General features: G+C 49.6%; 12 protein-coding genes. 3 read left to right on the plus strand and 9 right to left on the minus strand.

Annotated features, from left to right (window positions below; all coding sequences use genetic code 11):
* Positions 1-142: 142 nt before the first annotated feature.
* The 3 genes from B0475_RS00710 to B0475_RS00720 all read left to right on the plus strand — a co-directional run bounded on the left by B0475_RS00710 (position 143) and on the right by B0475_RS00720 (position 4,318).
* Complete coding sequence (locus B0475_RS00710; RefSeq protein WP_077409496.1) at positions 143-1,681, plus strand: AbgT family transporter; 1,539 nt, start codon at positions 143-145, stop codon at positions 1,679-1,681.
* Positions 1,682-1,901: 220 nt separating this feature from the next.
* On the plus strand, positions 1,902-2,678 hold the full coding sequence (locus B0475_RS00715; protein WP_077409497.1) for a pilin: 777 nt from the start codon (positions 1,902-1,904) through the stop codon (positions 2,676-2,678).
* A 149-nt stretch (positions 2,679-2,827) separates the two neighbouring features.
* Positions 2,828-4,318: a PstS family phosphate ABC transporter substrate-binding protein gene (locus B0475_RS00720; protein ID WP_077409498.1), complete on the plus strand. Its 1,491-nt coding sequence runs from the start codon at positions 2,828-2,830 to the stop codon at positions 4,316-4,318.
* Positions 4,319-4,363: 45 nt separating this feature from the next.
* Here the strand turns inward: B0475_RS00720 and B0475_RS00725 are convergent, their stop codons facing one another.
* The 9 genes from B0475_RS00725 to B0475_RS00765 form a co-directional block, all read right to left on the minus strand.
* Positions 4,364-4,888, minus strand: coding sequence for a DUF3592 domain-containing protein (locus B0475_RS00725; RefSeq protein WP_157892570.1), 525 nt, complete (start codon positions 4,886-4,888; stop codon positions 4,364-4,366).
* A 43-nt stretch (positions 4,889-4,931) separates the two neighbouring features.
* Positions 4,932-5,420: a nuclear transport factor 2 family protein gene (locus tag B0475_RS00730; protein WP_077409500.1), complete on the minus strand. Its 489-nt coding sequence runs from the start codon at positions 5,418-5,420 to the stop codon at positions 4,932-4,934.
* A gap of 158 nt (positions 5,421-5,578) precedes the next feature.
* The gene (locus tag B0475_RS00735) at positions 5,579-7,696 is read right to left on the minus strand and encodes an AAA family ATPase (RefSeq protein ID WP_077409501.1); all 2,118 of its coding nucleotides are present in this window, start codon (positions 7,694-7,696) and stop codon (positions 5,579-5,581) included.
* Positions 7,693-8,859 (minus strand): hypothetical protein, encoded by a 1,167-nt coding sequence (locus tag B0475_RS00740; RefSeq protein WP_157892572.1) that lies wholly within the window; start codon positions 8,857-8,859, stop codon positions 7,693-7,695. Before B0475_RS00740 ends, B0475_RS00735 begins: the two co-directional genes overlap by 4 nt.
* Positions 8,846-9,730 (minus strand): alpha/beta hydrolase, encoded by an 885-nt coding sequence (locus B0475_RS00745; protein WP_077409503.1) that lies wholly within the window; start codon positions 9,728-9,730, stop codon positions 8,846-8,848. Before B0475_RS00745 ends, B0475_RS00740 begins: the two co-directional genes overlap by 14 nt.
* Positions 9,702-10,484 carry an undecaprenyl-diphosphate phosphatase gene (locus B0475_RS00750; protein WP_232781818.1) on the minus strand — a complete coding sequence of 261 codons (783 nt, stop codon included), beginning with the start codon at positions 10,482-10,484 and terminating at the stop codon, positions 9,702-9,704. The genes B0475_RS00745 and B0475_RS00750 overlap by 29 nt, the downstream gene beginning before the upstream one ends.
* Positions 10,484-12,481, minus strand: coding sequence for a tetratricopeptide repeat protein (locus B0475_RS00755; RefSeq protein ID WP_077409504.1), 1,998 nt, complete (start codon positions 12,479-12,481; stop codon positions 10,484-10,486). Before B0475_RS00755 ends, B0475_RS00750 begins: the two co-directional genes overlap by 1 nt.
* Positions 12,478-13,437 (minus strand): YheT family hydrolase, encoded by a 960-nt coding sequence (locus B0475_RS00760; protein WP_077409505.1) that lies wholly within the window; start codon positions 13,435-13,437, stop codon positions 12,478-12,480. Before B0475_RS00760 ends, B0475_RS00755 begins: the two co-directional genes overlap by 4 nt.
* Positions 13,412-14,170 carry a lysophospholipid acyltransferase family protein gene (locus B0475_RS00765; protein WP_157892573.1) on the minus strand — a complete coding sequence of 253 codons (759 nt, stop codon included), beginning with the start codon at positions 14,168-14,170 and terminating at the stop codon, positions 13,412-13,414. The genes B0475_RS00760 and B0475_RS00765 overlap by 26 nt, the downstream gene beginning before the upstream one ends.
* Between the last annotated feature and the right edge of the window lie 42 nt (positions 14,171-14,212).

The raw sequence follows: 14,212 nt of genomic DNA on the forward strand, positions 1-14,212 counted from the left end.
AATGCCAGCACAGCACAAAAACACACAAAATGATCACCCTTTGCGGATTATGACGGATTGCTTCCGAATGAGCTGTGTCGATTCAGCTTGATTCAACCGGCTGAATTGGGTATAACCTTTGGAGCTAAACTGGAGGATTGAAATGACTGAAAACACCAAGCCGGGTGCTGTAGCCCGTTTCTTAAACGCAATTGAACGGGTGGGTAATAAATTACCAGATCCGGCGATCATTTTCTTGTTCGCCTTGTTATTGATCTGGGTGTTATCCTGGGCGCTTTCAGGCATGGACTTCAGTGCCATTGATCCGCGCACCGGTACACCCATCATCATCAACAATCAACTGACTGGCGATGCATTGGCAAATTTCCTTTCCACCATGGTGACAACCTTCACCGGGTTTGCACCCTTGGGTGTGGTGTTGGTAGCAATGATGGGTGTTGGCGTGGCCGAACATTCGGGCTTCATCAACACCGGCATCAAGCTGATGTTGCGCCGCACACCGCAGTTTTTGTTGACCCCAACCATTATTCTGATCGCCATTGTCAGTCACACGGCAACCGATGCCGGTTATGTGTTGGTGATTCCGTTGGCCGGGGTGATTTACTACGCCATGGGTCGCCATCCTCTGGTAGGTATTGCCGCAGCTTTTGCCGGTGTGAGTGGTGGTTTTTCCGCCAACTTTGTGCCCTCTGGTATTGATCCATTGCTACAAAGTTTCACTCAATCTGCAGCCCAGATCATTCAAACAGATATGGCGGTCAATCCGTTGAATAACTGGTACTTTACTTCAGCGTCGAGCCTGTTCATCATTCTGGTAGGTTGGTTCATCACTGATAAAATCATTGAACCACGGCTGAAAGACACGCCACTGGACGGTGAGCTGGAAGATTTGCCAAAAATGGATGAGATTTCTGATCAGGAGCGCAAGTCATTTTACCTCGCTTCGGGGGTGATGTTGCTGGGCATTTTGTTGCTGGTGTGGGCCGCCTGGCCTGCAGATTCTCCCTTGCGCCATGAAGGTCGGCTCGAACGTTTTCAAGCCCCGATGATGCAGTCCATTGTGCCATTGATCTTTCTGTTTTTCTGGATACCAGGTGCGGTGTACGGTTTTGTTTCCGGCACTTTCAAAAACACCAAAGACATGATCGATGCCATGACCAAAGCCATGAGTGGTATGGCCTATTACCTGGTGATGGTGTTTTTCTGTGCTTTGTTTGTGGCCGCTTTTGCCAAATCAAACCTGGGTGCACTCATGGCAATTGAAGGTGCCCAGTTACTCAAAGCCATGGCACTGCCAGCAGGTGTGACCATCACCGGTATCATCCTGCTGACGGCATTCGTGAATTTGTTTGTTGGCTCTGCGTCCGGTAAATGGGCTTTACTGGCGCCGATTTTTGTACCCATGCTGATGCAATTGGGTATCTCTCCTGACCTCACTCAGGCAGCTTACCGGGTGGGTGATTCCAGTTCCAATATCATCACTCCGCTGATGCCTTACTTCCCGCTGGTGGTGGTCTATTGTCAGAAATACGTCAAGGGCACCGGAGTGGGTACTTTGATTGCATTGATGATTCCGTTCTCGATCGCCTTTCTGATCGGATGGACGGTCTTCCTGATGATCTATTGGGGTCTGGATATTCCATTGGGTCTTCAAGCCAGTTACGTTTATCCGGCCGGATAAGAACGCTTAGCAGGCCACAGGGAAGTGGCTTGCTGCCTGCCTGCTGTTTTCAGCGCAGATTATTTGAATGAGCCTGCTTTATGCGGCTCCCTACGTGGAAAATGACGGCAAGCTTTGTCTGTACAGTCAATGGCCATGAATCATCACAAAAGGAACATCATCGCGACAGAAGGCTGATTTATAATGAAAACTTAATTCGGCAAAATACGGTAATTTTTTCATGCAACACAACATCCTCATTGGTCTCCTGGTGCTGTTGGTGGCTTATCTGGTATACAGCAATCATGTTGACCAACAAGCCAGGCTACAGGAGCAACAGCAATTACAACAATCATTGGCTCAATTCCAGCATAGTGTTGAACAACAAAAAGCCGATGCCCTGAACCGGCAACAGGCCTTGCTGGAACAGGAAGCGGAGTTGTTGAAACAACAACAGGCTGTGATCCAACAGACCCGGTCACAAAGCGCACAGCTCGAAGAACAGTTGGCTGCCAGTGAACAGCAAAGCCAACAATTGGAAATGCGGTTGCAGGAATCGGCTGAACAAACCGAGGTCCTCAACGAACAGCTCAATACCCTTGATTTGGTGGTGGAAGATCTGGCTGAAAAACAGCACCAGGAAGCGCAGTTGCGCAAAGAGTATGAGGCCATGGCTGAGCAGGCGCTGCAAGGCAGTTACCGGGCCCGTGGCTTACAAGCGGCCAGTATGATCAAAACCATGGTCGCCGAGTTTTATCTGACCGAAGGTCGTTTCCCCCGTTCCAATACCATTCTGGGTCTGCAACAACCCACCGCATATGCCAATGAACAGGTTAAATCCATCACCGTCGGTAAGGGAGGTCGGATCACCATTGTCTATACGGCGTTGTCCGGGAAAGACAATGGGGCGATCAACCTCACGCCAAAAATCAAGAATGGTCAGTTGGAATGGCGATGTTCCAGTTGGGATTTTGAGGACATCAGAGACACCATGCCAAGTTGTTTTTATGGAGGGTGAATGGTTACCCGGACATACAAAATGGGGTGACACTTTGATGACGGATGATCATTAATGTGTATAAATGCATAAATAAATCGACCTGTCATTGAATTGCCATCTGACAGCGTCACACTGTTCAGCAGTCTGTTAACCGCTGAATCATTATCATGAAAACCCTCAATAATTACCTCTTTGAAATTCTGATCTCTGTTTTTGTAGCGCTTGCCTTGCTGCTGTTGTTCACCGATGGTGGTGAACCAGAAGCCACCAACAGGTCTGATCCTGGTGTTGAATCACCAATGAGCAGTCAGTCCCAACAGCCAATCCAGCCTGCTGTTGTACCCGCCCCTGGGCTGGCACCTGATTTATTGGCCACCGAGCCTGAGGTGATTTTGCGATTACATGGATCCAATACCATCGGTGGAAAACTGGCACCTGCCATCGCGGCAGCATACCTTCGACAGCTGGGTTCTGAAGTCACCGTTAGTCGACCTCTGGAACAACCCAACGAAGTCGAAGTGATTGGTTACCTGCCTCCTGAAAACACCGTGGTTTCAGTGCAGGTCAAAGCCCACGGTTCGAGCACAGGATTCAAAGCGCTCATCGCAAAGCAAGCCGACATTGCGATGTCTTCCAGATCGATCAGGGAAGCTGAAAATTTACAATTGTTGCTGGATCAGGGTGACATGACACAGCCGCAAAGTGAGCATATTCTGGCTTTGGATGGTCTGGCCATTGTGACTCATCCAGATAATCTGACAGCTTCCATCACGGTCAAACAACTGGCGGATGTATTCAGTGGCCGGATCACCAACTGGCAACAATTAGGCGGAGCTGATTTAGCCATTACCCTGTATGCCCGAGATGATCAGTCGGGGACTTTTGATACCTTTGCTGCTTTGGTATTGAATAAATACGGGCGCCAGTTGGCATCGGCCAACAGGTATGAATCCAATGCCAGACTGGTGGCCGCAGTGGCTGATGATCAGGGAGGCATTGGCTTCACCGGGCTGGCTTATGCCAAACCGGGTATGCTGATCAGTGTGGCAGCTGATGAAGGACTGCCAGCCATCAAACCCAGACAGTTCAGCATCAGTTCAGAGGATTATGCCCTGAGTCGTCGTTTGTTCCTGTACGCCAACAAAAGCCTGAGTGGTAACCCACATGTCGGTGATTTCATTGATTTTGCGCTGTCTGATCAGGGCCATCAATTGGTTGAACATGTCAATTTCATCCCGCAAAAAATCACCAGCACCTTGCCATTGGTGACCCATGAACACCCAGCCAGATACCAACAATTGGCCCTGAATGGAGAGCGCTTGTCTGTGACTTTCAGGATGCGTGCTGACCGGGCAGAGATTGACAATAAATCAGCGCAGGACATTGAACATTTGGTTGAATACCTCAAACAAACGCCGCATCAGAAAGTGGCGCTGATTGGTTTTTCTGCCGTTGAAACAAATGATGAAGCCGATAAACTCCGCTCGCGGATTCGCAGTCAACTGTTGGCATATGAGTTGAAAACCCGGGGTATTCATGCTGTTGAGATCATTGCGCTGGGCAATCAGTTACCGATTGACAGCAATCAACATGAATGGGGGCGATACCGCAATAACCGAACAGAAATCTGGGTGATTAAAGGGCAGAACAATTCCTGAGTTATCACTCAGGTGCGGGGCAGGTTCCGCACCTGAACAGATGGCTCAGCTTTGGTTTTCAGGGTCATCCCGGTTGACGAAGATCACACCAGTGATCAAACCATGGATCACTGCAGCCAGGAACATCAAGCCCAGAAAGGCGACCAGGCCCCGCCAGGAAAGGCTGCCCAGGCTGCTGTTTTTTTCCAGTTGGTTGAGCTTCCCCGATAAGGCAGGATTGGATTTTGCATAGGCCACTGGAATGGTGGTGGCATCGACATATTTATCTGCGTTGCTTTCGCTGGTGGTGAAGCTTTGTGCGAAGGCTTGTCCATCTGCTTCATATGAATAGGTGAACTCATAAACACTTTTGGTGCGCCCCTTGCGGCCTTTTTCAAAAGTGACATCGGTCAGCATCAGTTCTGCATCAATGATTTGTGCATCATTCAGGATCGTGGTTGCCTGCCGGTAATTTTGAACCATGGTGTATCCAAAAAAACCAACAGCACCAATGAATCCAAGGATACACAGGTATTTACTGATCACAGCAATGGTTTGGTGAGTGCGCTCTTTGACTTTGATTTTAAGCATGTGTTTTCTCCTGGTGTTGTATTTGGTGAAGACCGGATATGTATCAGTATCCGGTGGTGGAAATGATTTCATCACTGATGGACAGGATCTTGATGGCCCCATCAATCAAACCATATACCGTTGTGCCCCTGGAGACTTCAGTCACTTCAGTACCCAACATGGACATTTGAATGGTGCTTTTTGAAATCAGTGTCGCCTGATCTCCGCTGGCATTGATTTCAATGGTCAACAGTTCATCTTCAATATTCAGTTCTTCGACCATTTGCAAAGACATTTCTGCCAATTGCCTGAAATCCTTGAGTGCCAGTTTCTGCAGCTCGTTGTCAGGAGCGGGATCGAGATCGACATAGACCTGGGTACCTTCAAATAAAAAGGGTTCATAGACCGAAAAATCTCTGTTGTGCATGGCCTGAATGAATGACTCATGAATGGCTATTACACGTTCTTTGGTGATTTCGGTGGTTTGAGCTGAACTCAATGGAGACATCAACAGACCCATCAATAATCCGCTCACTGGTGCATGGTTTTTCATTGTTTCTTCCTGTGATTGGTGGATAAAAATAGTGTCCTGACTGATACAGCATGTTAAGTAAGTTACGGTGATCAGTCATCGTGGAGCATTGTATGACGATCACTGACGCCCGTCGTGGTGAGCTTGTCCAGTGTCACAGGCCGGTACTTGACAAAACGTCAAGCAGGCAAAGATAACAGTTCCTGGCGAAGCAAATTGTTGGCTTCGGCGGGGCTGTGCTGAGTAGCGAATAACGGAACCGCAAATTGATATTGTTGATTCTGGTGAGTAAGGATATGTGCCAGTCGCAGGCGATGAAATGCTTGTTTCAATCGCTCTGATTCAACCCTTTTACCGGCTTGTTCCAGATGATCCAGAACCATGGATACATCGATGAAGCTATGGATGAAGGTCAGGTAAACCAGTATTCGGTCCAGTGCTGAGTCCAGTGGATCACTGCTCAGGTTGTTCCAACCCTGCATGGCATCGAACAATGGCTGGCTGCGCAGCGCTTGTTGTACCAGATTGGCGTTGATGATTTGCGGTTGTTGGGCAAGTTGTTCGACCAGGTACGCTGCGGCCAGATTGATCAGGTTTGCCCGTTGACCAGTTTGTGCCAATAATGCCGGGACCACCTGATCATCACTGAATCGTTGATTGAGCAGTTGCATGGGTTCGGTGATCAGTTTACCGGCCGGTACCTCTTCCAGAGCACCCACTGTTAGGATGTCAGCAAAATTTTTCAATGGAGAATGGTAATCGAGGACGGCACTGGCATAGAGGTCCCAGAATCCGGCAAACACCATTTGCCCCAGTCCCTGTTCAGCACAAGACCTGATTTCTGCCATCAGCCGGAAACCATTCTTCGCCTCAGTGCTGATAAAACGGTCAGTTTCATCGAGCAGAATCACCAATTGCCGACCTGGGTTTTGCTGGTGATATTGAGTCAACATATCGGTCAGGTCACGGTACCGGGAGATGTTCAATTGATACCCCAGTCTGGGCAGCAGGCGGTGGTCAGACATGGATATGTAACAGCTGGTTTTGTGTGGTGATCGTTGCAGGATTCTGGCGTAAGCTTTGAGGATGCTGGTCTTGCCCAACTGTCTGCCGCCAACCAGTAAAAAGCATTTGCTGGGATTGTTTTGCAGTTGAGTCAGGATGTGATCCCGGCCATAGAACTGACTGGCTTTGATGACTCCTCCTTTGCCCTGAAACGGCGATAACAGATTGATGGGGAGGTGTGTGGTGAGCAAGTCCAGCAAACATTGACGGGCCAGATTGGGTACCAGCATACGGGTCATTTGTTGTTGGTTGGGAATCAGATGGCGGGCTTTGATTCTGGAGTGATTGACTTGCAGCAGCTGGTTCATTTCAGTGTTTTCAGCCCAGATGACGACCGGAATCTGATCTTCACTGAGTTGTCGTAAATGGTTGTTGATGCGGCTGATCGAAGTGGTGGCTGAGGCGGTATACCAATAAAGGGCATCGACATTCAACGGGAAGTCGCCGTCCAGTTGCATTAAATGTACGGAGCGATTGGTTTTTTGTAGTTGTTTAACCGGCAAAGTACGACACATCCAATTGAGTTTCTGACGTTCGTCAGCTCGCCCAAAAGTGATGATTTTTTTCCAGGCTTTGGGATTCAGTTCATTGGCGGTGATCACTTGACTCTTTAGCCCTCCCCACTGAATCAGCCGGGCCAGTTTTGGCAAGTCAGTCAGTCTTTGGTTAACCAACTTAAAATCCGCTTTGCGCAAAGTGCGTAGCACCGGATGGTAAAACACCACGGCAATGACAATCGCTATCAGGGCAAGGTATGCCACCATCAGGAAAAAACCCTGATCCGGAACAGAGCGGGTCAGTGCGGTGAGCTGCCCGCCACAATAGGTGGGCTTAAGTGCATCTGGAAGGGTGGTGAGTTCTGGTACACATTGCCAGCTGAAATCCAGCCTGAACACCACCACCTGACCACGGAGTTCGACGGTGTCTGTTTGTTGACTGATGGTGCTGGTTAATTGATAAGGCACAGATAAATCAACAGACTGACGGGTTGATGAAGACAGTCCCATGGCGATTTCTGACAATGAATCAGGCCAATCGCCAGTGCTGCCCAGGTGTTGAGTGATGAGCCGTTGAAAGCCTTTGAGTTCGGTAAATATTTCGTGGCTTTCAATGACCCCGCCATCTGGAAATAAAGGTCCACGATTCATGAAAAGCTGGAAGACATATGGCAATGCCAGCACGCAAATGATACTGATCAGTGCAATGCGTTTAAGTGAAGTGTCGCTGTTCAAGTTTGGTGTTCAGTCAGCAGCCTGAGGCCCAGTTGACGGATGGGTTCAGATTGCCAGTGTAGTTGGTGATCCGGGCCCCTTCTGAGCAGGTTCAACCAAAACAGTTTTCTCAGTACCGGATCCTGAAGGTGAGGTCGGTAAGGGCCTGGCTCAAGACAGTTCAGTTTCTCTGCCAGCTCGGTTGGTGACGTGTTGCGAATAACCTGATTAATGTCACAATACAATAGTTCGCTGTTGATCACCATTGATCTCAGTTCTGCAACAGTCATTCCTGGCTTCATAGATCTGGCCATTGATGAGGCCAATGCGGGGTGGTGACCAATCAGTTCATAAAGTACCTGACTGAGCTGTTGTTGAGAAGCGACCTGTGCCGCTTCAGGCAGGTTGTTTTGTAGCCAGTGATCGAGTTTAAACTCCAACAGACAGGCAGTGGCTATATTCAGCAATGACAAGTCGCCCTGAGCGTATTTCAGTGCTGACAGGTGTTCTCCACCGCACAACACCAACTGAATCTGTCCCACATGCATTTCCGTCAAATTGCGCAGGATTCCGGCCAATTGTTGTCGACAGGCGGCATTACCTTGTTCAAAACGTGAAATGACCAGGGTGATTTGACGGGTTTTTAATAAGTCACTGAGGGCAAATTCAAAGCTGAGCTCATCATGCACCTCAGGCAATTTGAGCTGGGTGCCGATGAAGGTAAAAAAATCAGTGATTGAGGTGTTGGTTGAATAAGGCAACTGAACCGGTAATATCAGGCGTTGAGGATACCGATTTTTCAATGCTTCAATGATGAGTTGTTGTTGCGGGGGTTGGTCCATATGGGCCTGAGACAACAGCATCAGAATCGGATAAGGTCTGGCTTGTTCCAATTGTTCCAGGATGTGATTGTATTCACGACGGGAGACCTGTCCATGCCAGGCATACTCATCTTCAAACCCGACAGCTGCCAGTAACTCATTGCATTCGGTTTCGCTCAGCCGCAGGTAGTGAGAGCAGGCCACCACTTTATCGCGGTGTTTTTTGCTGGGTTTTGAATAGCCCCTTCTCCAGTTATTAACGGCCTCTCTGCTCATGCCAATTTCGGTGGCCACGGCAGCTGCACTGGCGCGGATTCTGCGCATGTGTTGGTCCAGTAAATCCGGGAAATCAGCCCGCATCATGGCTACAGTCCACCTCCTGTTCAATAAAGCTCAGGATGGCATCGGCCACGGATTTGGCCTGCGTCATATGCAAGTGGTGATCGCCAGTCAATTCATCATACCGACGTGGATTCAAGGCCGTGAGCCGGTCCTTCACGGCTGGATACTGCAGGGCATAGGTTTTGGGTTTGGCCAGAATCAGCTGTGTGGGTTTAACGGTGGCCGACAGGTATTCCTGAATCTGTTCTTCGGTCATGCGGAAAAAACTGCGTAATCTGAGCCGTTTGTCAGAGCGCCAATGATAACCTTTGGTGGTTTCGCACAGGCTGCGTTCAACCAGAGGGCGGATGATCTCTGCCGGCATTGGGGTGGCTTCCTGTCTGGCTGTTATGGCCTGATCAATGTTGTTGTAAAACCGCTTGTGTTGCAAGCTGTGCTTGCGCCATAAGTTCAGGGCTTCGCGCAGCGCACCAGCGGCCTTGCCGGGTTGGTGAGCCGGAACCGGTCCAAGGTTTTCCAGCATCACCAGATAACGCACCTGTTCGGGGTAAGCCGCGGCATACATGGCGGCAATGGCTGCTCCCATGGAATGGCAAATCATGCCCACAGGTTGGTCCATTTGATCCATCACTGCCTGTACATCCATCACGTAATCGATGAAGCCATAATTGTGTCCCGGTGCCCGGTGGTCGGAATGTCCGTGCCCCGGGAAATCGATGGCAGTCAGTTCGATGTCATGATCGGCCAGCAGTGGCGCCAGGTGCCAAAAGCTCGCGGCGTTGTCCAGCCAGCCATGCAGGGCAAGTACTTTGTGCGTATTGCCTGTGCCCCATTGCAGGGCGGCAATGTTGCCAAAGCGAGCTTCAAAATTGAGGGTTTTGGGGGTTTGCATAAATCATCCAGATGATCAATAAGGCGAGTAGAACACGGTAGTACATAAACCACTTAAAGTCTATTTTTTCGAGGTATTTCATGAACCAGAAAATAGCTGCCAGGGCGGAGATGAAACTCAGTCCAACAATGATGATCACGCCGATCAGGTCATAGGCCTGTGGTGATTGCCATAACTTCAGTCCGCCGTAGGCCGATACCATCAGGATGGCCGGGATGGCCAGTAAAAATGAAAAGCGGGCTGCGGATTGTTTACTCAATCCCAGGGCCATACCGGCGGTCATGGTGACACCTGAACGTGAAGTTCCGGGAATCAGTGCCAGACATTGGGCCAGGCCAATGAACAGCGCAGATTTGAGCTGCAGCGATTGGTTTCGGGCCATTCTCTGGGTCCACCACAACAACACACCGAAGACCACTGAGGTGATAACGATGACCCAGGCTGAACGTAAATGTGTTTCGATCAGACCGGCAAACAACAGGCCACTGAAGGCAATGGGCAGGCTGGCGATAAGCAGTTGACTGAACAAGGGCCAGTCCCGGCCACTGAGCAGATGGATGAGGTCATTGCGGTAGTAGACCATCACGGCCAGTAATGAACCAAAGTGGGCAGCAATGTCCATCACCACCCCCTGATCCTGCCAACCGGCAAATTTTGATGCCAGAATCAGATGTGCAGAGGATGATATGGGCAAAAACTCAGTGAGCCCCTGAACCAGTGACAGCACCACCCATTGAAGCACATCCAGCAACATTATTGATTCAGGTACTGTTGATATTTTTTCCAGTGCATGTAGGGAAACAATAATCGGTCCAGAGGTTTGGTTTCGCCAATCACAAACGGCTCACTGGTGGGACCAAATACTTTCTCAACCGATTTAATGGCGCTCTCATCACCACTGTGCCAGCCATCGATGTCAATCATGGTGACATTGGGATTCAGGCCGATCATCTGGTTGGTGACTTTTGAAAACTGAGAATAGTGAACCTGGTAGCTGCCAAACACTTGGTTGTGTAGCCTCAGATCGGCAAAGTTGCGGTTCAGGATGATCACGTGAGCCTGTGGAAATAGGCGTCTGATGACCGCCACATTGATGGGTGAAAATGGCATAAAGTCAACCGCTTGTTCAACCCCGTCATCGACCACTTGCTGCAAGTATTTGGTGTATTTTTTACGCAACAGGTGAATTTGCTCATCGGTCAGTTGATCGAGCATGTCCACAGTCCATTCCCGGGTGAATAAATCAGCACGGGCTTGTTTGGTGAACCGGTCGGTCAAAGGTGCAATCTGATTGGCTTCCAGCCAGTTAACCAGATGATGGTGTCCTGTGGCCGGATCGGTGAAAGCAAACCGGAACACAGAATTGGTTGGAGGAGATGGCCAGTTTTGTGTCACTTTCTCTTCACTTGCGCTGAGCATGGGTGCTTCAAACCGGGGTTTGGGGTCCAGTTTTTTAAAGTGCTCCCAGGCATCTGCATAGCTGCCATTGGCGTCCTGCAACAAGCCACCATAAAAATGCATCAGTTGATTAAAGTCTTCGCTCTGTTGCTCGCTATTGATGCTGGCTATCACCGCCAGTGCCTCATCGTATTGTTCCAGTTTGGACAGGGCGTTTAGTTTAAGTTTCAGTGCACCGTTGTGGTCTGATTGCAGTTGTAACAAGTCATCACAAAGACTGATGGCCTCTGCATACTGGTCCTGCATAAAAGCACATTCAGCACGCAACTGCAGGGATTGAGCGTATCCCGGACTGTCTTTGCCAATCCGTTTCAGGGTTCTCAGTGCTGCTGGCAGGTTGTCATTGACCTGGTGAATCTGTGCCAACATCAACAAGGCCCTGGGGTTATCACCACGTTTCAATACTTCATTGATCACTGCCATTGACGAGTTGGGTTGGTTGTTGGCAGAGAACGCATGGGCCAGGGCCAGTAACCAACTGGGATAAGCCAGACCAGATTGACACACGGGTTTCAGGAATTTGATGGCTTCAACCGGGTTGTTGTCTTTGGCATACAGTAAACCCAACGCCACCATCAGTTCCGGACGCTGGATCTGGTCTTTGACCAACTGTTCGATCATTTGAGTGGCTGCTTTCGGGTCGCTGTTGATCAGACTGATGGCCAGGTAGATTTTCGCCAGTACATGACCGGGTTCACTGTCCAAAAGCTGCTTGAAGTAGAGTTCAGCAAATCCATCCTCGCCTTGTTCCAGTCGCAGGATGCCTGAGTGTAGCTTCAGCTCCGGATCGGTGGGGAATTGCAGTTCGGCCTGTTGCAGTTCATCGGTGGCCGCTGAAAAATCACTTTCCAGCATCATCAGTTTGGCCAGTTTGGTGATTGCCGGAATGCCTTGTTGCTGTACCTTCAGTGCCAGACGGTAATTGTCTTTGGCTTTACTGGATTGGTTACGCATGGCGTGGATGTCACCAATGGCCAGGTATGAATAAAACAGGTTGGGGTTTTCCTTGAGTGAACGCTTGAAGGTTTTCAGGGCTTCATCAATCTCATTGTTGGCCATCAGCATCTGCGCTTTGAATTGCAGATATCGGTCAGAATTGGGCACCAGATTGACCGCTTCTCTGGCGTGTTTGAGGGCGGTATCCAGCTGGTTCAGTCGGCTGCTGGCATGAGCCAGGCCGAAATGTATTTCGTCGTTGTTGGGTTCTTCTGCCAGCAGGGCCTGATAGCCTTCGATGGCTTGTTGATAGTCGCCCTGGTTGTGCAGGGATTTGATGTTTTCTAATTGGCTCATTGTGTTATCTCGTTGATGATGTGGTCTTCGATCCAGGAGCGCATGCGCCAACCCTGAATAAAGCCACAGTGTCCACCATGGGCGGTGGTCAATAGTTTAATCTGTGGTAAGCGATCGATGGTAGTGAAATCTGCAAACGGTATCACCGGGTCATCCCAAGCAGTGATGACTTGGGTAGGGCAATTGATGCTGCGAATGATGTCAGGGGTGATGGCATATCCAGCAAAATAATCATCGGTGGTGCTGAAATCAGTGTGATCCAGAATAAGCATTTGAGTCAGCCGTTCGAGGTCTTCTTCCTGTTGCCAGCGCTGATCATCAAAAATATGCGGAAATAACTGATTTTTGATGTGCAGCGATCGTTTCCATTTCTTCAGGAAATAGGTGTTATACAGTTTTGAGTCCTGAATGGCTGCCATGCTGTTTTTGGGGATCACCGGTGGTGACACCGCAAACACCTGCTGGAATGACAGGCCAGCCACTGCAGCCTGGCTGGCGATCCTCAGGGCAAAGTTGCCCCCCAGTGAAAAACCACAAAGGATGAACTGCTTGTTTGGAAATTGTTGCTGGATGTCTTGAACCGCGTGCACCACTTCTTCTATCCTGCAGGAATGAAACAGGTCTTCATTGAGGTGATGTGAATCACCATGATCGCGGAGGTTCAGGCGGTAAATGTCCAGGCCATGCTGATACAGGCTGTTGGCCAACAGTTGGATGTAGGTTGATTGCGAACTGCCTTCCCAGCCATGCAACAAAATGGCCATGGTATCGGCTGAATCAGGTTGCGGGGTGTGGTAACCCAGCAAGGTGGCATGGGGGTTGGTCAGTATTTGCTGTTGCTGGTTTTCAACCACTGGATTGGCTTTTCGCAATCGCAGCAAGCGGATTCTGGCGCTGGCCAGAATGGATTGCAGGTGTCTGTTTTTGGGTTTAATCCCGGGCTGACAGATAATCATTGCTCAACAACTCCTGTTCAACATAAGACCGGGCCTTAAGGGTCACAGCCCGTGCCCCTTCATCAAAATTGGTGACCAGTTCGCCACAATGAATTTCCACCACAGAGTTCGGCAATGACAAGATGCGCCATACGTGGGTAAGGAAGTACTCATTGTTCAAAAAGCCCACCTGGTCATTGCGGGTTCCGTTTTTATTGAGGAACTTGATTGCCACTGGCAGTACGGGTGTTCGGGTTTCCACCGCGGCATGCACCAGTTGGCGGTGAAACGTCCGCAGGTAACTGCCATCGGTCACTGTGCCTTCGGGAAAAACGGCTACCGAGCGACCATCCATCAGGCGTTGTTTGATCTGGTTGAGCACCCCTTTGCGTGATTCAGCGTTGCCGCGTTTAAGGAACAAGGTGTCACCTGCCATGGTTACCCAGCCTATGACAGGCCAGTATTTGATTTCACTTTTGGCCACAAAACCAGCCAGCATCAGGGAATGAATGATGGGAATGTCCAGCCAGGAAACATGGTTGGCCACCAGGAAAACCGGTGATGCTGGTTTCACTCCATGCACATAGACCTTCAGACCACAGATGAAGCACAGCAACCTTGACCAATAAATCAGCAGAAATTCATTGGTGTCCCGGTTGCCAGCCAACTTAGCCAACAGAATTCCCATGATCACAAACGGTAAAACAAACACCAGTGCCAGCACGAAACCGATGATTCGTAACAAAAAACGCATTGTGTGGATGATGATGTTCAAACCGCAGTTGACCCAAATTTC

It is taken from the genome of Marinicella sediminis (assembly GCF_002000055.1).
Lineage (GTDB): Bacteria > Pseudomonadota > Gammaproteobacteria > Xanthomonadales > Marinicellaceae > Marinicella > Marinicella sediminis.